The 23,195-nt window shown below is 65.6% G+C and carries 18 protein-coding genes; 10 read left to right on the top strand and 8 right to left on the bottom strand.

Annotation, left to right across the window (positions count from 1 at the left end; genetic code table 11):
* Nucleotides 1-206: 206 nt before the first annotated feature.
* A complete protein-coding gene (locus tag M1E17_RS03960) occupies nt 207-422 on the bottom strand; it encodes a hypothetical protein (RefSeq protein ID WP_457965602.1) in 216 nt (71 codons plus the stop codon).
* Between the two features lie 258 nt (nt 423-680).
* Nucleotides 681-1,025 carry a hypothetical protein gene (locus M1E17_RS03955; protein ID WP_457965601.1) on the bottom strand — a complete coding sequence of 115 codons (345 nt, stop codon included), beginning with the start codon at nt 1,023-1,025 and terminating at the stop codon, nt 681-683.
* Between the two features lie 209 nt (nt 1,026-1,234).
* Here M1E17_RS03955 and M1E17_RS03950 point away from each other — a divergent pair, with 209 nt between their 5' ends.
* The 4 genes from M1E17_RS03950 to M1E17_RS03935 all read left to right on the top strand — a co-directional run bounded on the left by M1E17_RS03950 (nt 1,235) and on the right by M1E17_RS03935 (nt 4,663).
* A complete protein-coding gene (locus M1E17_RS03950) occupies nt 1,235-2,311 on the top strand; it encodes an NAD(P)H-dependent flavin oxidoreductase (protein WP_457965599.1) in 1,077 nt (358 codons plus the stop codon).
* 100 nt (nt 2,312-2,411) lie between these two features.
* On the top strand, nt 2,412-3,041 hold the full coding sequence (locus M1E17_RS03945) for a hypothetical protein (protein WP_457965598.1): 630 nt from the start codon (nt 2,412-2,414) through the stop codon (nt 3,039-3,041).
* An 85-nt stretch (nt 3,042-3,126) separates the two neighbouring features.
* On the top strand, nt 3,127-3,885 hold the full coding sequence (locus M1E17_RS03940; RefSeq protein ID WP_457965597.1) for a YcnI family copper-binding membrane protein: 759 nt from the start codon (nt 3,127-3,129) through the stop codon (nt 3,883-3,885).
* 154 nt (nt 3,886-4,039) lie between these two features.
* Entirely contained in the window at nt 4,040-4,663 is a 624-nt protein-coding gene (locus M1E17_RS03935; protein ID WP_457965596.1) for a DUF4232 domain-containing protein, read from the top strand.
* 65 nt (nt 4,664-4,728) lie between these two features.
* Here M1E17_RS03935 and M1E17_RS03930 read toward each other — a convergent pair whose 3' ends face one another.
* Nucleotides 4,729-5,199, bottom strand: a complete 471-nt coding sequence (locus M1E17_RS03930) for a DUF4383 domain-containing protein (RefSeq protein ID WP_457965595.1) — start codon at nt 5,197-5,199, stop codon at nt 4,729-4,731.
* 190 nt (nt 5,200-5,389) lie between these two features.
* Between M1E17_RS03930 and M1E17_RS03925 the strand changes: the two genes are divergently transcribed.
* The 3 genes from M1E17_RS03925 (at nt 5,390) to M1E17_RS03915 (ending at nt 13,070) form a co-directional block, all read left to right on the top strand.
* The gene (locus M1E17_RS03925) at nt 5,390-7,015 is read left to right on the top strand and encodes an FAD-dependent oxidoreductase (RefSeq protein WP_457965594.1); all 1,626 of its coding nucleotides are present in this window, start codon (nt 5,390-5,392) and stop codon (nt 7,013-7,015) included.
* 96 nt (nt 7,016-7,111) lie between these two features.
* The gene (locus M1E17_RS03920) at nt 7,112-12,247 is read left to right on the top strand and encodes an Lhr family ATP-dependent helicase (RefSeq protein ID WP_457965593.1); all 5,136 of its coding nucleotides are present in this window, start codon (nt 7,112-7,114) and stop codon (nt 12,245-12,247) included.
* Nucleotides 12,240-13,070, top strand: a complete 831-nt coding sequence (locus tag M1E17_RS03915) for an Fpg/Nei family DNA glycosylase (RefSeq protein WP_457965591.1) — start codon at nt 12,240-12,242, stop codon at nt 13,068-13,070. Before M1E17_RS03920 ends, M1E17_RS03915 begins: the two co-directional genes overlap by 8 nt.
* Nucleotides 13,071-13,203: 133 nt before the next feature.
* Here M1E17_RS03915 and M1E17_RS03910 read toward each other — a convergent pair whose 3' ends face one another.
* Together M1E17_RS03910 and yczE are read right to left on the bottom strand one after the other, a co-directional pair.
* A complete protein-coding gene (locus M1E17_RS03910; RefSeq protein WP_457965590.1) occupies nt 13,204-14,760 on the bottom strand; it encodes an alanine/glycine:cation symporter family protein in 1,557 nt (518 codons plus the stop codon).
* A gap of 260 nt (nt 14,761-15,020) precedes the next feature.
* Nucleotides 15,021-15,734, bottom strand: coding sequence for a membrane protein YczE (gene yczE / locus M1E17_RS03905; protein ID WP_457965588.1), 714 nt, complete (start codon nt 15,732-15,734; stop codon nt 15,021-15,023).
* A 60-nt stretch (nt 15,735-15,794) separates the two neighbouring features.
* On the opposite strand from yczE, the gene yczR reads away from it, so the two are divergent.
* Complete coding sequence (yczR, locus tag M1E17_RS03900; RefSeq protein ID WP_457965586.1) at nt 15,795-17,315, top strand: MocR-like transcription factor YczR; 1,521 nt, start codon at nt 15,795-15,797, stop codon at nt 17,313-17,315.
* A 252-nt stretch (nt 17,316-17,567) separates the two neighbouring features.
* The gene (locus M1E17_RS03895; RefSeq protein WP_457967557.1) at nt 17,568-18,536 is read left to right on the top strand and encodes an RluA family pseudouridine synthase; all 969 of its coding nucleotides are present in this window, start codon (nt 17,568-17,570) and stop codon (nt 18,534-18,536) included.
* On the opposite strand, the gene M1E17_RS03890 is transcribed toward M1E17_RS03895, so the two are convergent.
* Nucleotides 18,508-19,038 (bottom strand): O-acetyl-ADP-ribose deacetylase, encoded by a 531-nt coding sequence (locus M1E17_RS03890; RefSeq protein WP_457965585.1) that lies wholly within the window; start codon nt 19,036-19,038, stop codon nt 18,508-18,510. The genes M1E17_RS03895 and M1E17_RS03890 overlap by 29 nt on opposite strands.
* A gap of 75 nt (nt 19,039-19,113) precedes the next feature.
* Here M1E17_RS03890 and M1E17_RS03885 point away from each other — a divergent pair, with 75 nt between their 5' ends.
* Entirely contained in the window at nt 19,114-19,758 is a 645-nt protein-coding gene (locus tag M1E17_RS03885; RefSeq protein WP_457965584.1) for a DedA family protein, read from the top strand.
* Between the two features lie 20 nt (nt 19,759-19,778).
* On the opposite strand, the gene M1E17_RS03880 is transcribed toward M1E17_RS03885, so the two are convergent.
* The gene (locus M1E17_RS03880) at nt 19,779-20,084 is read right to left on the bottom strand and encodes a hypothetical protein (RefSeq protein ID WP_457965583.1); all 306 of its coding nucleotides are present in this window, start codon (nt 20,082-20,084) and stop codon (nt 19,779-19,781) included.
* A 102-nt stretch (nt 20,085-20,186) separates the two neighbouring features.
* Nucleotides 20,187-23,006, bottom strand: a complete 2,820-nt coding sequence (ppc, locus tag M1E17_RS03875; protein WP_457965581.1) for a phosphoenolpyruvate carboxylase — start codon at nt 23,004-23,006, stop codon at nt 20,187-20,189.
* Nucleotides 23,007-23,195 lie beyond the last annotated feature (189 nt).

Below are 23,195 nucleotides of genomic sequence, written 5' to 3'. Positions count from 1 at the left end.
ATGTGTCAGACCGCCAAGAACAGCCGCCGGTCCGATCCGTGAACGCCGGCGGCCGTATGGAAAGGGGCACCGTTGATGGGAACACAGTGTCGATTCACATTTCCCGCCAGGCATTGTCCATCAAACCTTACGGCCCGTGGACGTGGGGCGGGTGCTTTTGTCCTTCAGGTATGACCGGGCCCTGCAATTCAGAACGGTCCGGGCCACTACTCCGGCTTCGGTGCGGCTCCAACATCACGTGAAAGGGGAAGGTCCATAAATTCGTACAGTTCATGCCAGGCGTTATCCAGCCGCAGTTCAGCCAGGACAAGCTCCTCGCTGCCGGCCCCGTGGCGGCTCTTGGCGTCCTCCCGCAAGGCGACCAGATGGCGGTACAGCTCTTCCACTCGATCCAGCCGCGTCCTGAACTCGTCTTCAGCCATCGCTATTCAGCCTCCTTCAGATAACCCCAGACAAAACTGCAGCGGGCTCAGGAGCCCTGATGGCCAGACCGGTAGCGGACCACTCCCGCCAGCAGTCCCAAGATCCCAGCCAGGCTTCCGAGCATGATGCCTAGGCCTGAAAAGTATTCAATGATTGTCATATGAGTGCACCTTTCGTCTCGCTGGTGCACTCACGGTAGCCATCCAAGCTCAGCCTTAGCCCATGGATGGCAGTGGATTTGCTCAAGATTGCTGTGGTCAGAGCTTGTCTGTCTTGTCGTCACCCTTCAGGCCGCCACGGAGGTTCTCCTGGACTTTGCCGAAGATGTCCTTGATGGTTGACTCGGTGTTGGTCAGCATGTCGGGCTGGAGGTAGACCAGCTGGCTGCCGGAGAGGCTGTAGCTGGACTGCAGGCCTCCGCTGCCGTCCACGCCCTGCAGTGCAATGGTGACGCTGCCCTCCTTACGGGCTATTGCCGCGATTTTTCCGAATACCAGCGTAAATTCGTCGGGCTCAAAACTGATGGTGTGCCCTACATGGGTCCTGTTGAGCTCGCTGGCCGGCGTGGCTTTCTCGTTGCCCATCCCTGAGTAGTTCATCATGTTCTCCCTGAGGTAGGTGGCGGCTTACGCCAGCAGTCTAGCGCCGCTCCCCGGCCCCGCCTATAAGCCTGTTGGAGTTCGTTCGAGGGCTGCACAAAGGCTCCCGCCACGGCTGGTCACTTCCTCCATTAAGCGGGACTGAGTTGGGTGGGGGCCTCAGCCCTGCAAGACTGGAACGGATATCCAGCCCAAGGATCCGGAGTGACACCATGACGCCAGGACAGAACCTCTCCTCCCGCCCCAACCGGGCCACGGAACTGTTCCGAACAGAGGTTCCAGTGGTGCTGGGCCCGTTCGGCGGCGTCTCCTCCGTGCAGCTCACCGCTGCCGTCAGCGAGGGCGGCGGGCTTGGGTCATATGGCCTCTACGGATACGACGCCCAAGCCATCCACAAAACTGCGGCGCAGCTCAAGGAGGCCACGGCCAAGCCGTTCGCTCTGAACCTCTGGGTACCGGACGGCACGGAGGACACACCACTCACCGCCGCTGCCTTTGACCGGTACGTCAGCATCCTCCGCCCCTACTTCGACGAACTTAACCTCCCGCTGCCGGAAATGCCTGACCGGTACCTTCCTGACTACGGCGAGCAGGTGGAGGCCACGCTGGAAGCGGAACCCGCCGTCGTGAGTTTTGTCTTTGGTGTCCCCGCCCCCGAGATCATCGAGGCAGCCCACCGGCGCGGAATCGTTGTGGTGGGCACCGCCACCACTGTGGCCGAAGCGGTGGCCCTGGAATCCGGCGGTGTGGACGCAGTGGTGGCTAGCGGGATGGAATCCGGCGGCCACCGGGTCTCGTTCCTGAAGCCGGCGGAGGACTCCCTGGTGGGGACCTTCGCGCTGGTCCCGCAGGTGGCGGACGCCGTCCGAATCCCCGTCATCGCTGCCGGCGGCATCGCCGACAGGCGCGGATACGCGGCCGCAATGGCCCTTGGCGCGGACGCTGTCCAGGTGGGTTCAGCCTTCCTGGCCACCAGGGAATCGGCCGCCGTTCCCGCATACCGTGAAATCCTGCACAGCCCCGCCGCCCGGGAAACTGTGCTCACGCGCGTCCTCAGCGGCCGGCTGGCCCGCGGCATCCCCAACCGCATCATCACTGACCTTGACCCGGCGCGCATCGCACCATTCCCGGCCCAGAACTGGCTGACCGGCAGGTTCCGCCCGGAGGCAGCCGCCCAGGGCAACACCGAACTCATGTCGCTCTGGGCCGGACAGTCCGCGGCACTGATCCGGCACGACTCGGCCGAGGCCGTACTGGCAGAACTGCTCGCGGGCCGTCCCTCTGCCTGATGACCCGTCCGGACGCGCAGGGGCGCCGAACCACCGGTAGAATCTGAAGGTCGCCCAGCCCGGTGGCACCAGAAAACAAGCAGCAATCAAGGGAGGATCTGTGCGCACCCACCGTGCCCGTGCTCCCTTTCATTTCCTTCGCGCAGCCGCCCTTTCCACTGGAATCCTGACACTGGCGGCCGGTGCCCACGTGGCAGCCGGCGGTCAGCTCCCGGGCCTTGGCATCCTGCTGGCCGTGCTTGCCCTGACCGGGCTGGCCGCAACCAGCGCAACACGGCTCCGCCTGAACCTTCCGGCCATGATCACTGTCCTGGGAATGGGACAGGTCATACTGCATGAAGTTTTCACTGCCTTCAGCGGGCCGGCGGTGGCGGACGGCAGCACAGTGTCCGGCCTGCACGGCAGCCACTCTCCGGGTCTCGCCCCACCTGCCCTCGAGGGTATGAACGGCCATCCCCATCAGCTGGATTCAGCGGCCGGACTGGCGATGCTGCTGGCCCACGCCGTTGCCACCGCCGGCTGCGCTCTGCTGCTCGCCAAGGGCGAAACCGCCCTCTGGGCCCTGGCGGCCTGGCTCGGCCCCCTGATCCAGCTCCCCCAAGCGGTAATTCCCGACGCCGGTCCCCCACCGGCGGTGCCCCGTCCGGGGGCGGTTCCATCCGCACCCCGCTGGCGGAATCTCAGGCAAGACAGCCGGCGCGGCCCGCCTTTCGCCGTCGCCCTCTCCTGACCGAGCCCGCACCGCAACGGCGTGACGGGTTTTACCGTAATTCCGCATGTCCTGATACCGGCGCATGCGACCGAAAGGCAATTCCATGACCACCCCCTTCCTTCGCCGTACCCTCACCGCCGCTGCAGCCACAGGCGGCACCGCAGCACTTCTGCTCACCGCAGCGGCCGGCGCCTCCGCGCACGTGGGCGTAACACCCGACAAGACCACTGCCAACTCGTACGCCCTCCTCACCTTCGGCGTCCCTCACGGCTGCGACGAATCGGGAACCACCAAGGTGGCAATCACGCTGCCGGCTGAGCTCAACGACGCCCAACCCACGGTGAACCCCAACTGGACGGTGGAGAAAGTCACCGAGCAGCTTGCCGAACCGCGGAAGCTGGCCGACGGCACCTCCATTACCAAGCGCACAAGCCAGATCGTGTATACGGCCAAGGCTCCCCTTCCCGACGAGCTCAGGGACGCGCTGGTGTTGTCCCTGAAGCTGCCCGACGCTGCCGGGACTACCCTCTACTTCCCTACCCTGCAGACATGTGAAACCGGGCAGACGGACTGGTCCGAGATCGCCAAAGACGGCCAGGACCCGCATTCGCTGAAGGCACCGGCACCGTTCATCACCATCACGGAAGCCGCCGCGGCAGGGCACGGAGGCAGCGCGGCTGATGCGTCCCATACCGAACAGGCCTCTGTGGTGACGGACAGCGGAGTGGAAGCCCGGAGCTGGGCCGGCCTCGCCGCTGGTCTTGGCGGACTGGCACTGGGCGGTGTGGCGGCGGCACGCGGCTTCAGGCGCCCGGCCCGGGACAATGATCCGGCCGCGCCCAGCCAGCCTGCCGCCGAATAGCCGGCTGCCCAGTACGCAGCTGTTAGTAGGCGGCTGGTATTAGCCAGCCACGCAAACAGATTTGATGCCCGGATCATCACGATCCGGGCATCAAATCATCGTTCTTGCCCGTGGCATCGTTGACTCCTGCCACACTGGCCGCAATGGTTTAGGCATGATGTCTCAGCGAGGGTTACACGGGTTTGTTTTCACTACGGCGATCGCCGCAGCGGCACTGATGCTCACCGCCTGCGGTCCTAACCAGCCGCAGACGCAGGGGACAACGGAGCCCGGCACCGGCGGTGCCAGTCCCGCCACAACGTCCGCATCGCCCGCCGCCCCAGGGACGCCGTCGGCCACCACGTCCGCCGCAACCGGACCGGCGCTCTGCAAGGCCGGCAGCCTCACCGCCGCCACGGATGCCTCCGGCGGCGGAGCGGCGGGAAGCGTCTATATGAACCTCATCCTCACCAACACCGGCAGCGAGCCGTGCTTGCTTAGGGGGTTCCCTGGGGTGTCCCTCGCAGCAGACGCCGAGGGTGGCCCTATCGGAGCCCCCGCGAAACGTGATGAAACGGCACCTGTTGCCGACGTACTGCTGGCGCCGGGCAAGGCTGGTTCTGCGGTGCTCCGCTACACCAATGCCGGCAACTACACGGACTGCACCAGGACGGATGCGGCAGGCTACCGGATCTATCCTCCGGAAGACACTGCCTCACTATTCCTTGCGCAGCCCACCCAGGCCTGCACCAACGCGGCCATTGAACTCCTGACCATCGGCCCCTTCCAGCCGGCATGATTCCTGCCGGCTGGAAGGGCCGCGTGGACGGGCCGGCTGGAAGTGCCGGCTGGAATGGACAGCCGCTAGTGGGCTGTGGTGGTGGTCCGCCCGGCCCTTGACGGACCGCGGGAGAGCGCCACGCCCAGCGCAATCATGGCCAGGCCCAGAACCAGGTGCAGCCAGTTGTCAGCCGTGTTGACGGGAATAAAGTTCGCAGGCGTCTCGTGGCCGATCAGCAGGCCGTAGAGCCACAGAACCAGGTAGATTGCGCCACCCACCAACAGGAAATTCCTTGACTGCGTGGCGGTGCGGGCCATGGCGATTCCTGCCGCCCCAAAGAGCAGGTGAACGATGTTGTGGAGAATGGAGACCTGGAAAATTCCCATCAACAGCGCTTCAGAGCCGGGGCCTGCCATGCCAAGGGCCTCGTAGTTGGTGGTGATGCCGGGAATGAATCCCAGGATGCCCACCAAGAGGAAAACAGCGCCCACGGCCAGGGAGGCCTTTTGAATGTTGGTTCGGCCGACGGTCCGACCGGAACTCATGGATGTCATGATCACTCCTGGATCTATTTGTCGTTGAACTGCTCATGATGCGTCGCCGGGTTGAGTCAACATCATGGACTTAAACTCCGACATCGTAAGTATACTTATCAAATCCACGATGAGTCTTTAGGCCGATGTAACGGACCCATCACAAATGGCCACTTTGCAGGGCCGTAGACCGGAGGCAGGTTGAGCTTGCATGACGTCACTTTGGTTGGACCGCGGGGAATCATTTACTTCTGACACATTTCCAGCCGGAGACAGTTACGACACCGTAGTGGCCGGAGCGGGCCTGACCGGGCTGGTCACGGCACTGCTCCTTGCCCGGTCCGGGCAGAAAGTCCTGGTTCTGGAGGCCCGGTTCCCCGGCGCTGTCACCACGGGAAATACCACGGCGAAGGTGACCCTGCTTCAGGGCACCGTGCTGTCCGGCCTGTCCAAGCACTACTCCAAGAAGCAGCTCAGCGCCTACGTGGAGGCCAACAAGGAGGGACAGGCCTGGCTGCTTCGCTATCTGGACGAAAACAACGTGCCGTACCAGCGGCGGGATGCCTACACCTACGCCATCACGGCCAGCGGCGCGGATTCCGTACGTGCCGAACGGGATGCCGCCACCGCCGGCGGCCTCGAAGTGGAATACGTACGCGACGCCGGGCTGCCGTTCCCGGTGCATGGCGCCGTTCGGCTTGCCGCCCAGGCCCAGATCAACCCGATGCAGGTCCTGGACACCCTGCTGGCCGATATCCGGGCGCGCGGCGGCACCATTGTTTCAGGGGTGCGCGTGCGCGACGTTACCGCCAGCAGCCCGGCAACCGTGCACACTGATCTGGGCACGGTGACCGCCAAAGAGGTGGTCCTGGCAACCGGCACTCCGATTCTTGACCGCGGCCTGTACTTCGCCAAGCTCAAGCCCGGCCGCTCTTACGCCGCTGCCCTGCAGCTGCCCGCGGACCAGGTTCCGCCGCCGGGAATGTATATATCGGTGGAACAGCCCACGCATTCCCTGCGCGACTACGAGGCTGACGGCCGCAGGCTCCTGCTCGTTGGAGGGCACGGGCATCCGGTGGGGCGGGCAAAGTCGGAGCGGGAACACCTGTCCGGGCTGCTGCAGTGGGCCGGGGAGCAGTTCCCTGGCGCCGTTACCACCCATACGTGGTCAGCACAGGATTACCAGCCCACCAGCCTCATGCCGTTCTTTGGCAAACTGCCACGAGGCCGGGGACATGTTTACGTGGGTACGGGCTACAACAAGTGGGGCATGACCAACGCAGTGGCAGCGGCCCTGGGCATCTCCGGCGACATGTTGGGCGGCCAGCTCCCCTGGGCTGACACGATCCGCCACCACGGCCCCACCGCTTCCGGCGCCTGGTCCACCGTGGCACTCAATGCCGGGGTTGCAGCCAAGCTGGCCACCGATTGGGGACACGTGGCAGCCGGCGGCGGTGACGGCCATCAGGAGCGGACGACGGCGGCAGCAGGCACCCAGCCGGACGCCACCTTGACGCCGGACACCGGCATGGTGCCGGGTGCGGGTGTTGAGTCCGCTGGCGTTGAGTCCGGTGACGCCGGCCCGCAGGCGGCTATCCAACCGGCAGAGGGGGAAGGGCTGGTTTACCGCGAGGGTGTCCGGCCGGTGGCAGCGTCCACGGTCAACGGAACAACATGCCGGCTTTCCGCCGTCTGTACCCATTTGGGCGGGATCGTCCACTGGAACGACAACGAAATGACCTGGGACTGCCCTCTCCACGGGTCCCGGTTCAACAGCGACGGGACCCAACTGGAAGGCCCGGCCACCAAGGATCTGCCGCCCATCGAGCACGTTTGAGCAGCCGTTTTTGAACAGGGAACCGGGAAGCTGACGGCTCCATGCCGCCGTCGAGGGGCAGGTAATCCTGTCGGTGGGGTAGGGCATGATGGAGACATGCAGGAGCATTCCGGAGCACCCATGGGCCGCTTCAGCCAGCCCACCCGTGAGTGGTTCCTGGGTGCCTTCTCCGAGCCCACCCCTGCCCAGAACGGCGCGTGGGATGCCATCTCTTCCGGTTCGCATGCTTTAGTGGTGGCTCCAACCGGCTCCGGAAAGACGCTCGCGGCATTCCTCTGGGCCCTGGACCGCCTGCTCGTATCAGCCCCCGCCCCTGTGCAGGAACTTCCCGGGCTTGACGCCGTGCAAGTGGACGCCGCGCAAGGGAAGGGCAGGCGTCCGCGGGCGCCGAAGCGCAAGACTCGGGTGCTGTACATCTCGCCCCTGAAGGCACTGGGCGTGGACGTGGAGCGGAACCTCCGCTCGCCCTTGATCGGGATCACCCAGACCGCCAAAAGGCTGGGGCTTCCGGCTCCGCTGATCACCGTCGGAGTCAGGTCCGGTGACACTACAGCTGCGGACCGCCGGTCATTGCTCAGCAACCCGCCGGACATCCTCATCACCACGCCTGAATCACTGTTCCTGATGCTCACGTCCCGGGCCCGGGAGACCCTCTCCGAGGTGGACACCATCATTGTTGACGAGGTCCACGCCGTCGCCGGGACCAAACGCGGCGCGCACCTGGCGGTCTCCCTCGAGCGGCTCGACGCGCTGCTGCCTCAACCTGCGCAGAGGATCGGGCTGTCAGCCACCGTGGAGCCCCGGGAGCTGGTGGCTCAGTTCCTCGCGGGTTCCGCCCCTGTGCAGATCGTGGCGCCGCCTTCCCGTAAGAACTGGGACCTGACAGTCTCCGTTCCTGTGGAGGACATGTCCGATCTCCAGGGCGCTGCCGCCGCCCATGACTCCGGCCCTGCCTCCGGGCTGCAGCCGCAGGCCTCCATCTGGCCCCACGTCGAGGAAAAAATCGTTGACCTGGTGCTGGACAACCAATCCACCATTGTCTTTGCCAATTCAAGGCGTCTGGCGGAGCGGCTGACGGCCAGGCTGAACGAGATTTACGCTGAACGGCAGCTGGTGGCCGTGGGTGGAGGCTGGGACGATCCTGCCCCGGCTGCTCCAGGAGTGCCTGCTTCGACGGCCACCCCGGCTCATATGATGGCCCAGGCCGGCAGCACCGCCGGAGCAGATCCTGTGCTTGCCCGCGCGCATCATGGCTCAGTGTCCAAGGACCAGCGGGCACTGATTGAGGATGATCTTAAGTCCGGCCGGCTGCGCTGTGTGGTGGCAACGTCGTCGCTGGAACTCGGCATCGACATGGGCGCCGTGGACCTGGTGGTACAGGTGGAATCCCCGCCGTCCGTGGCCAGCGGGCTTCAGCGTGTGGGCCGCGCCGGGCACCAGGTGGGAGAAATATCGCAGGGCGTGCTGTTCCCCAAGCACCGGGCGGACCTCGTGCACACCGCCATCACAGTGGAAAGGATGCTCGAAGGCAAGATTGAACGGCTCAGCGTCCCCGCCAATCCGCTGGACATCCTGGCGCAGCAGACAGTGGCCGCTACGGCTCTGGGCAGCATCGACGTCGAGGAATGGTTCTCCACGGTCCGGAGGTCCGCCCCCTTCGCGTCCCTCCCCCGTTCGGCCTATGAAGCAACACTGGACCTGCTGGCTGGCCGCTACCCGTCTGACGAATTCGCCGAGCTGCGGCCCCGGATTATCTGGGACCGCAACGCCGGCACCATTGAAGGCAGGCCGGGAGCCCAAAGGCTGGCCGTGACCTCCGGCGGAACCATCCCGGACCGCGGCCTCTTCGGTGTCTACATCATCGGCACAGAGGTTGAGGGCAGCGCCTCCCCGGCCGATAGGAACGGTTACGGCAAGGACGGGAAGGCCCCCGCCCCGGCGTCCCCCGCGAAAGGCGGCAGGCGGGTTGGCGAACTGGACGAGGAAATGGTCTACGAGTCCAGGGTGGGCGACATCTTCGCCCTCGGCGCCACCAGCTGGAAGATCGAGGACATCACCCATGACCGGGTCCTGGTGTCTCCGGCCTTTGGGCAGCCGGGCAAGCTTCCCTTCTGGAAGGGCGATTCGCTGGGGCGTCCCATAGACCTGGGCCGGGCGCTGGGCGCCTTTGTGCGGGAACTGTCCGCGGCAGACCCGGGCCCCGCCGCGGAGCGGTGCACGGCGAGCGGCCTGGACCAGTTCGCCGCGAACAACCTCATCCAGTACCTGGAGGAACAGAAGCTCGCCACCGAGGTTGTCCCCAGCGACACCACCCTGGTGGTGGAGCGGTTCCATGACGAACTGGGCGACTGGCGCGTTATCCTGCACAGCCCGTTCGGCATGCCCGTGCACGCGCCCTGGGCACTCGCCGTCGGACAACGCCTGCACCAGCGCTACGGCCTGGACGGCTCCGCGATGGCTGCCGACGACGGCATAGTGCTTCGCGTCCCCATGATGGAGGACGAGCCGCCCGGGGCAGAGCTGTTCCTCTTTGATCCGGAAGAGCTGGAGCAGATCGTCACAGCGGAGGTGGGCGGGAGTGCCCTGTTCGCCTCGCGCTTCCGTGAGTGCGCCGCCCGCGCCCTGCTGCTCCCCCGCCAGACGCCGGGCAAGCGCCAGCCCCTCTGGCAACAGCGGCAGCGGTCGGCCCAGCTGCTGGACGTCGCACGGAAGTACCCCACGTTCCCCATCGTCCTGGAAACCGTCCGGGAATGCCTGCAGGACGTTTACGATCTTCCGGCGCTGAAGGACATTGCCGCCTCCGTGGAGCGCCGCGAGCTGCGGATTGTGCAGACCACCACCCAGCAGCCCTCCCCCTTCGCCAAATCCTTGCTGTTTGGGTACGTTGCACAGTTCCTGTATGAGGGCGACTCACCGCTGGCAGAGCGCCGGGCAGCGGCACTTGCCTTGGACTCAACCCTCCTGAACGAACTCCTTGGCCGCGTCGAGCTGCGGGAACTGCTGGACGCCAGAGTCATCGAAGCCACCGAGCGCGAACTCCAGCGCCTTGCCCCCGGCCGGCGGGCCCGTGGCATCGAAGGCGTGGCGGACCTCCTTCGGCTTCTGGGGCCGTTGGCTCCGGAGGAGGTCGCCGCTCGGCTCGAGCATGACCCGAAAACCGGGCCGGCCGACGTCGGGGCAACGGAGGCCGGGGCGGCAGGTGTCAGCGCGGCGGATGCCGGGGCGGCGACGAAACCTGGCCCAGTCCCGGAACTTGCCGGCGCGGCTGGAACTGATGACGGGACCGAGCCGGACAGCCCCCATGCAGGCACCGGCGTAGCCGCCGGGCACCTGGCTGCCTTGCAGCGGACACACCGCGCCATCCGGGTGAATCTGGCAGGCGTGGAGCGCTTCGCCGCCGTGGAGGATGCCGCCCGGCTGCGGGATGCCATTGGCGTACCGCTGCCCATGGGGGTTCCGCTCGCCTTCCTTGAGCCGGTGGAAGATCCGCTCGGCGACCTGGTTTCACGTTTTGCCCGCACTCACGGACCCTTCACCGCGGACGAAGCTGCCGCCAGGCTGGGACTCGGCGTCGCCGTCGTCGCCACCGCCCTGAAACGGCTTGCGGCGGACGGCCGTGTGGTGGAAGGCGAATTCCGCCCGCACGCCGCGCCCGCGGAACCTGCGCCGGTACCTGCGCCGGGAGATGGACCGGAATCTGCCCCGGGCGATGGGCGCGAAGAAACGCGGGATGAAATGCCAGGGGCCATGCCTGCCGTCCGGCTGCCGCAGCCCACCACTAGCGAGTGGTGCGACGCCGAGGTCCTCAGGAAGCTCCGGCGCCGCTCATTGGCCGCGCTCCGGGCTGAAGTGGAGCCGGTGGACGGCGCCGCGTACGGCCGGTTCCTTCCCGCATGGCAACACGTCCAGACGCCCGGTTCCGGACGCGGCCAACCGGCGTTGCGCGGGCTGGACGGCATCGTCACCGCCATAGACCAGCTCTCCGGTGTGCCGGTCCCTGCGTCTGCGTGGGAACCGCTGGTCCTGGCCAGCAGGGTCTCCAATTACCAGCCAGCCATGCTGGATGAGCTGATGGCGGCCGGTGAGGTCTTGTGGTCCGGAGCGGGTTCCCTGCCCGGGAACGACGGCTGGATCAGCCTCCATCTGGCTGAATCCGCCGAGCTGACGCTGAATCCAGCCCTTGAGTATGAACCCGGCGATGCGCAGCAGCGGCTGCTCGAGCACCTTCGGAACAATGGCGGCGGATATTTCTTCCGCCAGTTGACTGACGTTGCAGGCGGTATGGACAGGGTGTTGAGCGATCAGGAGGTGGTGTCCGTGCTGTGGGACCTCGCGTGGGCGGGACGGATTACCGGGGACACTTTCGCACCGGTCCGCGCGCTGATCGCCGGCGGGCACACGGCTCACCGTCAGGTTGCCCGTCCGCCGCGGGCCAGGGCCCCCCGGATGAGCCGTTTGGGCCGCTCCCATGGCACTGGCCTGCTCGGCTCACCCGGGCTGGGGCCTTCGGGCGTTGGGCGGTACGGTTCGGCGTCCGGGGCCGGAGCCACTCCCCCCATGGCGGCGGGCCGTTGGTCGGCCCTGCCATCGCCGGAACTGGACCCCACCATCCACGCGCGGGCCACGGCCGAGCTGCTGCTGGACAGGTACGGAGTGGTGACCCGGGGCTCGGTCATGGCCGAACAGATCCTGGGCGGTTTCGGTTTGATGTACAAGGTGCTGGCCCGGCTGGAAGAGGCAGGCCGGTGCCGCCGCGGCTACTTCATTGAACACCTCGGGGCGGCCCAGTTCGCGGTTCCGGCAACCGTGGACAGGCTCCGCACCTATTCCGAAGACGCACAGCTCGCGAAGAAGGAACCAGTGGCCTTGGCGCTGGCCGCCACCGACCCCGCCAACCCCTACGGCGCGGCGCTTCCGTGGCCGGCCCTCAAAGAGGACGCAGGCACCGGTCACCGTCCAGGCAGGAAAGCCGGGGCCCTTGTTGTGCTGGTGGACGGCGCACTGGTGCTGTATGTGGAGCGGGGCGGTAAAACCCTCCTGGCTTTCAGCGACGACGAATCAGTTCTGGCGGCCTCCGGAGCAGCGCTGGTGGGTGTTGTCACCCGCGGAGCCGTGGACAAACTGGTGATGGAAAAGGTCAACGGCCACGATATTCTGGAGACTGCGGTGGCCCGTGCCTTGGCTGCAGCCGGGGCCTATTCCACACCCAAGGGCCTGAGAATCCGTGCCTGAGGGGGATTCAGTCTGGCGCGCCGCCAACCAATTGCACCAGGCCCTGGCGCGGCAGAAGCTGACAGCCTCCGACTTCCGGGTGCCCCGCTTCGCTACCCTCAACCTTGCCGGCTGGACTGTCAGCGAGGTGGTCCCCCGCGGAAAGCACCTGCTCATGAGGGTGCAGGGGCCGGACGGGCAAAAACTGACCATCCACTCGCACCTCAAGATGGAAGGCTCGTGGCAGGTGTACCCGCCGGGCGGACGGTGGCGCAAACCCGGCTTCACCGCACGGTGCGTGCTCCGCACGGCAGCGGCAGACGCCGTCGGATTTTCCCTGGGCGTGCTTGAGGTTGTCCGCACAGACGCCGAAGATTCGGTGGTGGGCCACCTCGGCCCCGATCTGCTGGGACCTGACTGGGACCCGGCCGAGGCTGAACGCCGCATCCGCTCGGCCCCTGATGTCCCCATTGGTGTTGCCCTGCTGGACCAGCGCAATCTGGCGGGCATCGGCAACATTTACCGTTGCGAGGCCTGCTTCCTGTCCGGCGTCCATCCTGCATCCCCCGTTTCAGCCGTTGAGGATCTCCAGACCCTGATGACGGACGCCAAGCAGCTGTTGGAAGTGAACCTGGGGCCCGGCCGCCGGGTGACCATCCTGAATCCGCGCGGGTTGCCGGTGGGAAGGCAGGCGGGCAGGCCCGGCTACTGGGTCTACGGCCGCGAGCATCGGCCCTGCCTGAAATGCGGCACGCCTGTTCACCACGGCGTCCTGGGCAGACCCGACGGCGAGGAAGAACGGAACATCTATTTCTGCCCGCAGTGCCAACCGCTCCTGCCCTAGCGGTACACCACCCCTTTCGGCAGACGGAACCTGAGCAAAGGAAGGACCGCCCGTTCAGCAGCGGGCGGTCCTTCTTTCTGCTCCGGTCATTCGCCCCGGCCCGGGAAGGGCCTCTTGGAGGAGGAAGCGCCGATCAGACGGTGGGGATGCGTGCTTCCTCCGGTTCGATTCCGAGTTCCAGGAGTTTTCCGCTCTTACGGTCGGCAAGGTAGGCCTTCATCTCGCGCTTGATGACCGGCAGCAGAAGGTAAACACCCAGCAGGTTCACGAACGCACAGACGAACAGCGCGGCATCAGCAAAGTTCAGCACCTGGGTGAACGTCAACACCGTTCCGACTACCGTGGCGAACAGGAAAACGCATTTGTAGGTGATTTCGGATGCCTTACCGCGTCCGAAAAGGTATTCCCAGGACTTGAGGCCGTAGTAGGACCAGGTGATGAGCGTGGAGAAGGCAAACAGGGCCACAGCGACGGCGAGGACCAGTGGGAACCAGGGCATCACGGTGGCGAACGCGTCTGAGGTGAGGATGACGCCGTCGGGAGCGCCTTCACCGGCCTGAACCTGGTCGATGCCGGCCTGAAGGCTGGGTGCTCCAGCGATGATGATGGCCAGGGCGGTCATGGTGCAGATGATGACGGTGTCCACAAGCGGTTCGAACATCGCGACGAAGCCTTCGCTCACGGGGCGGCGGGTCTTGACGGCCGAGTGGGCGATGGCCGCTGAGCCCAGGCCCGCTTCATTGGAAAACGCTGCTCGCTGGAAGCCCACGATCATCACGCCCACCAGGCCGCCTGCCATGCCTGAGGGGTTGAAGGCTCCGCCGATGATGGCCCCGAATGCGGCGGGAACGTGGCCAATATTGACGAAAATGACGAAGAGGCACGCCAGGACGTAGATGAATGCCATAGAGGGGACCAGCTTGCTGGTGGTGGCACCGATGGACTTCATGCCGCCAAGGATGACCGCGGCGACCAGGCCCGCGAGGATGAGGCCGAAGATCAGTGCGGCTCCCGCGCTTCCGAGGAAGCCTTCGTCGCCGCCCGTCACGTTCCGCATCTGCGCGAAGGTCTGGTTGGCCTGGAACATATTTCCACCGGCAATACCAAAGATCAAAATCGAGACGGCAAAAATGCCCGTGAGGATCTTCGCCGGCCATTTGCCCAATTTCTTAAAGGCGATCGGCAGGTACTTGAACGGTCCGCCGGTGACTGTGCCGTCTTCGTGGATCTGGCGGTACTTGACCCCGAGAGTACATTCGGCGAACTTGGTTGCCATGCCGAGCAAGCCGGCAAGGATCATCCAGAAAGTGGCACCCGGCCCGCCAAGGGCCATGGCCGCGCCCACGCCGGCGATGTTGCCAAGGCCAACGGTTCCGGAGAGGGCGGAGGTGAGGGCCTGGAAATGCGGCACCTCACCCGGATCGTCCTTTGCCGAGTAACGGCCCCGGATTACCTCATAGGAGACTTTGAGCCCACGGAACTGGGGGAGGCCGAAATAGATGCTGATGATCACGCCCGCGGCTATCAGCCAGGCGACCACTGCCGGAAAGCTCACCTCACCGATCGTGATCGGGAAAAAGACAATGGACGAAAAAACGTCGGCGATGGGGCGGAAGACTGCATCAATCGATTCTTCGACTGAGGCCAGCCAGCCGACGTCGTCGGTGACAGTCATGGGTATCGCTTGCATCGTTCTCACTGTGCTCAACAGGTGCTCCTAGGTTTATGCGATGTCCATCACTCCACCCTGTGACGGGGCCAACTCGGTCTGACTAGTATGCAAGATCAATCCCATTAGTTTGAGTGAAATATTCCGACCAGTAATCATCAGATCTATTGAATGGTCCCCGTGATCGTTCCGGACAGAGGGCAGCGCCTGCACGTTGTCACCAGTTTTGCCGGGTCGCCAGCAATCGGTTGCTGTACCGGAACAGCCTCGATTTACAACCCTCATGAGGGTGATCCGCCTGCGCCGCGGGGAGAACCTGAAGAGGTGGCACGGCTGGCGGAGAGGGCCTCGCTGCCGGGCTCGGTGTCAGAGGATCCGTCCCCTAGAGCGTCAGCCTCAGGTACGTCAACGGGAGCAGCAGCCGGAACCATAAAGTACGGCAGCAGCAGCTGCACCAAGGGACCAATGGCGAGCGCGTATACGACTGTGCCAACGCCCACCGAACCGCCGAGGAGCCATCCTGCACCCAGCACCACCACTTCGATCAGCGTGCGTGATATCCGAACCGACCAGCCGGTGCGGCGGGCCAGGCCTGTCATGAGCCCATCGCGGGCGCCGGGACCGAAGCGGGCGCCGATGTAGCAGGCCGAGGCGATTCCGTTGAGCAGCACGGCACCGGCCAGCATTCCGATCTGGCCGCCCAGGTGGGACACCTCCGGGATCAGGGCCAGGGCAATGTCGGCGAACACCCCGACCAGTACCGCGTTGCAGAGCGTGCCAAACCCGGGCCATTGCCGCAGCGGGATCCAAAGCAGCAGCACCAGGAAGCTCACGATGATCACTACCACGCCGATGCTGAGCCCTGTCTTTTCCGCCAGGCCCTGATGAAATACGTCCCAGGGATCCAGTCCGAGGCCCGCTCGAATGAAAATGGCAAGGGAGATGCCGTACATGGCGAGGCCGATAAAGAGCTGGACGAGTCTGCGAGGGATCATGGAAACACTCTCGCAGGTAACTGGCATTGATTTACATAGCCAGTTTGAGATACTGGCTCTATGCCCGGCACCCTAAACTCCCCAGCCTTGGCCCGTCTCCTGGGTAAGTGGCACCTCGGCGCCGCTCCCGCCTACCGCGAACTGGCCGACGTCGTACGCCTCCTGATCCTGGACGGAAGAGTTGCACTGGACACCGCCCTCCCCAGCGAACGGTCATTGTCCGACACGCTCGGCGTCAGCCGGACTACTGTTACGGCCGCGTATGCCCATCTCCGCGAACAGGGCTTCCTCAGCAGCGGCCAGGGCAGCCGGGGACGCACCCGGATCCCCCGGCTGACGCCCCTGCGGCCCACCTCGCCGGCGTATGGGGAGCTTCCGGGCCTTGGAAACGCAGGACCCGGTCTGGCAGCGCCTGGTCTCACGGCGCCGGACGGACTGATCGACCTGGCGTATGCGGCGCTTCCCGCTAGCGGCGAGGTGGTTCACCGCGCCTTCGCAGCGGCCCTGACCGAACTGCCGGCCCTGCTGCCGGGATTTGGGTACGACGCCATGGGCCTGCTGCCGCTCAGGGAGGCCATCGCGGAGCGCTACACCGCTGCAGGAGTTGCAACGGATACAACACAAATCATGGTGACATCAGGAGCCCAGCATGCTTTGAACATCGTCATCCGGGCTTTGACGGAACGGCAGGACAAAATCCTGGTGGAGCATCCGAGCTACCCCAACGCGCTGGACGCCATCCGCGCGGCCGGTTGCCGTCCCGTCCCTGTGGCGTTCGTGGGCCAGGCCGCCGGGGGAAGCCAGGTGCCGGCCTGGGATATGCCGGCACTCCAGGCGGCCCTGATGCAGCAGCGGCCCAGGATCGCCTATGTAGTGCCGGATTTCCACAATCCCACCGGCCAGTTCATGCCTGATAGCCAACGGCGTGAACTGGTCCGAGCGGCAACAGCTGCCGGAACGGTGCTGGTGGTGGATGAAACACTCCGGGAGTTGAATCTCGACGGCGCCGCCACCACTCCGGTGGCAGCCTTCAGTCCCGCCGTGGTAACCATCGGCTCGCTCAGCAAATCCCATTGGGGCGGCCTTCGCACAGGCTGGATCCGGGCCTCGGAGTCCCTCATCCATCGCTTTGCAGCTGCCCGGACAACCCTGGACCTTGGCGGTCCCGTCATGGAGCAGCTGGCGGCGGCACACCTGGTCCGCGCCTTGGACGAGCCGCTGCCGGCCAGGCTTGATTCCCTCCGCGACGGCCGCTCGGCATTGCGGGAGCTGCTGGGCAGGCACCTGCCGGAATGGGTAACTGCGCGGCCCGCCGGTGGCCTGTCCGTCTGGTGCAAGTTGCCTGGCCCCATCAGCACGGCATTGACCGTAATTGCTCCCGACTTTGGCATCAGGCTGGCTGCCGGGCCGCGCTTCGGCATCGGAGGGGCCTTCGAACGCTACCTCCGCGTGCCCTTCACGTTGCCTCCTGACCAGCTCGAAACGGCGGTCCTGGCCCTGCGGCAGGCCCAGGACAGGCTCGACGCCGCCCCGCAGCTCCGTCGCACCCTCAAGACTGCCCCTGCCGTGGCTATCGCATGACACGCTGATTCTCCTGCGACGCGCAAAATCCCTGGCGCGCACGAAGTATGGGCTGCGCCAAGTAACTTGCGCGTCGACGTAGGTTTAGCGTGTCGGTGGAGGTTTAGCGTGTCGATGGGGTGTTTGCCTACTGACTTCGCTGGAAGGATGCCGAGTTCGCTGTAACGATCCAGCGAACCCGCAGCGTTCCCGCGAATTCCCCGCGAATTCCCCGCCGAAGCCTCGGGAGCCGCCACGTAGAATGGACGGGTGATGCAATCCCCCCTCCCCGTGCGCGACGGCGTTAATGCCACCCGCCTGCGCCTGCCGGACGAGGGGCCGTGGAGCACCGCCATGGACTACATGATGCACCGCTGGGGCCACATCGATCCGCAGGGCATCGAGGACAGGTTCGACGCCGGCGAGATCGTGGGTGAGGGCGGCGTGCTGCTGGACCGCGCCACCAGGCTGCAGGACCACACCTTCATTTGGTACTACCGAAGCCTGCCGCCGGAACCCCGGATTCCGGTGGAGCTGTCCATTCTCCACCAGGACGAGCACCTCCTGGTGGTGGACAAACCGCATTTCCTGCCCACCACCCCGGGCGGCACCTACATCCAGGAATCGGCCCTGGTGCGGCTGCGGAACCAGCTGGAGCTGCCGGACCTGATCCCCATGCACCGGCTGGACCGGATGACCGCAGGCATCCTGCTCCTGTCCACCAACCCCGAGACGCGCGGAAAGTACCAGGTGCTCTTCGAGAAGCGACAGGTGCAGAAGGAGTACGAGTGCGTCTCCGCCGCGGAGCCCGCTGCTGGTCACGCCGCCGTCGACTTTCCGGTGGTGGTGCGGAACCGGATGACCAAGTCCCGCAGCTACCTGCTCGCCGAGGTCATTGAGGGCGAACCGAACGCGGAAACCCGCATCGATCTGATCAGGACGTTCGACGGCGGCGCTTCCGCGGCTGCCCTGGCGCACCGCGGTGCAGCCCGCCACGCGCTGTACCGGCTGGAGCCGCACTCCGGGAAAACCCATCAGCTTCGGGTTCATATGGCCTCGCTCGGCCTGGGCATTGTGAACGACTCGTTCTACCCAGACCTGCTGGACAAAGCTCCGGACGACTACAGCAAGCCTTTACAGCTCCTGGCCCGCGGCATCCGCTTTGTGGACCCCATCTCGGGCAAGCCGGTGGAGTACCGCAGCCAGCTTGAGCTCAGCGAGGCTGCTCAAACACAGCCTTGAACGTCTCCTCCATCTCAGGGCCGAACAACACAAACTCCACCAACTCCACTGTGCTGTCCGGATGGGAGGCAGTAAAGCCGTTGACGGCGTCGAAGGCTGCCTCCGCCACCTGCCGGCCGTGCCATCCGTAGACACCGCCGCCCACCGCCGGAAAAGCGATGGAACCGGCTGTCAGGGCATCCGCCACCCGGAGGCTTTCACTGAAGCAGGAAATTAGCAGCGCCGGGTTCGTCTGCCCGGCATGGCGGTTGGGCCCGACGGTATGGATCACCCACCGCGCCGGGAGCAGGAAGCCGGGAGTGGCCACCGCGGCGCCCACCGGCAGACCGTTCGGCAAGCTCGTAGCGCGCAGTTCGCGGCAGGCCTCCAGCAGCTCGGGCCCGGCCGCCCGGTGGATGGCACCGTCGACGCCGCCGCCGCCCAGCAGCGACGAATTCGCAGCGTTCACCACCGCATCCACGGCGCGGACGGTGATGTCGTCCTGGAGAATGCGGATTCGCATGCGGCCAGTCTTCCACCGGCGGACTCTGGATGAAAGGCAGAAGCCTCGTACCCGAAAGTGCGGTACCTTGTGGCCATGGACTTTGGCAACGCCCACAGCTGGGGGGCGGCGATCTATTTCTGGATCATCCCCCTTGTTCTCGGCGATGCCATCTTCCCGGCAATCCCCTCTGAAATGGCGGTAATCACGGGCGGGGCGCTGTCCGCCGACGGCCGCGCCAACGTGTTCCTGGTGGGAGCAATATCCGCGTTTGCCTCCTGGCTGGGCGACATGGTGGTGTTCCAGCTGTTCAAGCGCCGGCTCAGCCACGTGCTGGACCGCTGGCGCTGGGGCCGGAAAGTGCACAGCGGGATCCACCAGGCCACCGCCAAGGCCGGACGTTCCTCCACCTACGGGACCATCATCGGCGCAAGGTTCATCCCGGGCGGGAGGCTGGCGACGTCAGCGGCGGCAGGGATCGCGGATGTTTCGGTCCGCGGGTTCAGCCTGTGCGCCGGGCTCGGTGCCGTGCTGTGGGCCAGCTGGCTGGTGGGCCTGGGCTACTTCACGGGGTCCGCCACAAAGCTGCCTTTCTGGGCAAGCTCTCTGATCGGGGTGGCACTGGGGCTGGTGATCGGGATCATCGTCGGCATTATTGTCACCCGCCGGCGCGGCAACCGCTCGCCAGTAGATGAACCCGGCCCCGCTGAACAGGGAAGTCCGGAACCGGGCACAGGTTAGCCGGTTTCTGGCAGGTTAGCCTAGACCGGCGCCCAGCGGCCGCGGCTGCGCCGCAGGACGGTCAGCGAGCCGGTCAGCGCAACGCGTTCGACGGCGTCGCGCACCATCGCTGCCGATTCCTGCGCCTGCCGGTTCTCACCGCTGTATTCGCTTGGTTCCACGAGGAACCGCAGGTTCAACTGGGGAACGCCGCCGGCGATCTCCAGCTGGTTTGCCTCCACGTGGTGCCGGGTCTCCAGGGCCTCCACGGCGGCGGCCATCACCGCTTCCGGCGGGTTGCCCGGCTTCAAACCGGTGATCTTCAGGCGGGTCTGGAACGAAGGCATGAAACAACCCTATCCAAACCACTGGATGCCCTATCACTTATGGTCGTTCCCAGCGCTCAGAAGGACTCAAAGTGATAGCGCATCCGTAGTGGGGTGCCGGGGTTACCCGGTGTTCCGCAGGCCTGCTGCCACTCCGTTGACGGTGATGAGCATGGCGCGCTGGAGCCGTTCGTTGATCTCCGCCCCGCTGATGCTGCTGTCCCCTGCACCCTCGGCCCGCACGCGGCGGAGCAGTTCCACCTGCAGGTAGCTGATGGGGTCAAGATACTGGTCACGGATCTCCAGCGAGCGCTTAAGCGTTGGCTGGGCATCCAGGAGCAGGTTCTCGCCGGTGAGGTTCTGGATTTCCGCCACCGTGAGTTCATACTCTGCGCGGATGGTCCGGAAGATGTGGTGCAGCTCCTCGGGGACCAGGGTGGAAACGTAGTAGCCGGCGATGTCCAGGTCTGTCTTGGCCAGCGTCATCTCCACGTTGGAGAGCACCGAGCGGAAGAAGTGCCAGTTCTCCATCATTTCCACCAGCTGGGCGGAGTGCCCGGCCTCGCGGGCAGCCTTCAGCCCTGATCCCACACCGAACCAACCCGGGACGATCTGCCGGGACTGGGTCCAGCCGAACACCCAGGGTATGGCGCGCAGGCCACCGAGGCCTGCCCCGGAGTCCGGGCGCTTGGACGGCCGGGAACCGATGTTCAGGGACCCCAGCTGCTCCACCGGGGTGGATGCCAGGAAATAGGCCGGCAGGTCCGGATGGTCAATCAGCTTCCGGTACCGGTCAAAGGCTCCGTCCGAAATGGTCTCCATCACGTGGCCGTAGCGTTCGCGCTGGTCCTCGGAGGTACGCGGGCTGCGGTGCAGGGCCGAGCCCTGGAGGACGGCCGCGAGGGAAAGCTCCAGGTTCTCGCGGGCAAGCTCCGGCAGCGAATACTTGTCCGAGATGACTTCGCCCTGTTCGGTGAATTTGATTTCACCTTCGAGCACGCCGTTGGGCTGGGCCATGATCGCGTCGTAGGTGGGTCCGCCGCCGCGGCCCACGGAACCGCCGCGGCCGTGGAAGAGGCGCACCCGGACGCCGTGCTTGGCCGCGACATCACGCAGCTTCCGCTGGGTCTTGTGGATTTCCCACTGGCTGGTCATGACACCGGATTCCTTGTTGGAGTCCGAGTAGCCCAGCATGACTTCCTGGATGTCACCGCGCAGACGCACCAGCTCCCGGTAGGAAGGATCGGACAGCAGCTGGTCCACGATCTCGGCTGACGCCCGGAGCTCCTCCACCGTCTCCAGCAGCGGCGCAAACCCGATCTTGGCGTAAGGAGCTTCCCCGAAGAGGTTCACCAGCCCGGCCTCGCGGGCCAGGACAGCGGCCGCCAGGACATCGTCCGCTCCGCGCGTCATGGAAATGATGTAGGTCTCGATGACATCCGGGCCGTAGGTGCGCAGGGCGCGCCGGATCTCACGGAAGACGTCGTACGTGCCGTCAGCAACGCCGTCGAGCTTGATCGGGTGCCCGGACAGCGGCCGGCGTGAGGCAAGCTCGGACCCCAGCACCTCCAGGCGCTCCCCGCGGCTCAGTTCCGCATAGCGGAGGCCGGGGCCGCCCAGCCTGTCCATCAGCTGGCCGACGGCGTCATGGTGGTGGTCTGCATGCTCGCGGATGTCCAGCGTGGCCAGGTGCAGGCCGAACGAGGCTACCGCCCGGCGGACGCGTGCCAGGGCTCCGTCCGCAACCAGCGACGCCGAGTGGTTTCGAAGGGAAAGTTCCACCAGTTCCAGGTCGGCCAGGAGTTCGTCGGTGCCGCTGTAGTCCCTGCCGTGCTCGTGGGAGGAACCTGTTGCCACGCGCTTGCCGGTGTTGATCAGCTTGGCCTTGACGCACGTCAGCTTCAGCCGGTAGGGCTCCTGCGCATTGAGCTCCAGCACGCGGCGGTCCAGGCCCGGCAGCTTTTTGAGGTCGGCGTCGATGGAGTCCAGCAGTTCCTGGTCAGCGCCGGCCAGCGCAGTGGAGTTGGACAGGACGGAGATGAGTTCATCGATCATGCCGATGCTGATCCGTACCGCGTGCTGGTTCTGGATCTGCAGGATTTCCCGGGTGACCGCGGCAGTGACGTTGGGGTTGCCGTCCCGGTCCCCGCCAATCCAGGAACCAAAGCGGATGGGCGCGTTCTTTGACGCCAGGCTTACGCCGTGCTCGCCCAGCAGCTCAGACAGCTCCGTCAGCATCTCCGGCATGGCATCGGTGAGGATGCTGCCCAGGTAGTAAATGGCGTTGCGGGCCTCGTCCACAGGCGTGGGGCGGACCTGACGGAGTTCGTCGGTCTGCCACATCTGGTCGATGATTTCCGAGAGCTGGCGGTCCTGCCGGCGGCGGGCGGTGGTGCCTTCCTGTGTGGGCTGTGCCAGCACGTCGGAGAGCTTGCGGATTTTGTCCAGCACCGAACGCCGGGAAGCCTCCGTGGGGTGCGCGGTGAAAATGGGGCGGACATCCAGCCCGTTTACCACTTCCTGCAGCACAGCGGGCCCGGCCTGCCCGGCGATGTCCGTGACAGCCTTGGCCAGCCAGCCGTCCTTCTCCTGCCTGGTCCTCAGGCCGCGGACCCGGTGGACCTGCTCGGCGGCGTTGGCGAGGTGGAAGTAGAAGGCGAAGGCGCGGACCAGGTCGGTGGCCTGCTCAATGGGCAGGGACCCCAGGAGCTCGCGAACCTGGGCAACGACGTCGTGCGCGCTCCACGGGCCGGTGGCGTGCGCACCACCACGGGCGGCTTCCTTGGATTCCTTGGTGAGGAGGCGAACCTGCTCCACCAGGTCCAGGAGCTCGGGCCCGTGCTGGCGGACCAGAGATTCGCCAAGCAGCGTGGAGACGCGCCGGACATCGGCCCTCAACTCGGAGGCGAGGTCAGTTCCGGAATTGATTGCAGTGTCAGCCATGGAAACTATCTTTCGAGGGTTTGGACTTGGCTCGTACACTGCGCTGGATACTGTGAGCCACGTTACTAGCTAAAGATGCTACCCGCAGGGGGCCGCCGCAGCGGAATCCGTCTCAGATAATGTCGGAGATGTGGCTTTCTAAAACGTAGCAATCACGGCAGACGGTCCATGCCGCGTTTACTGCTCCGA

The organism is Arthrobacter sp. D1-29, from assembly GCF_054130585.1.
The sequence above is the reverse complement of the archived record's forward strand: the minus strand, read 5'-3'. Positions and strand labels throughout refer to the sequence as shown.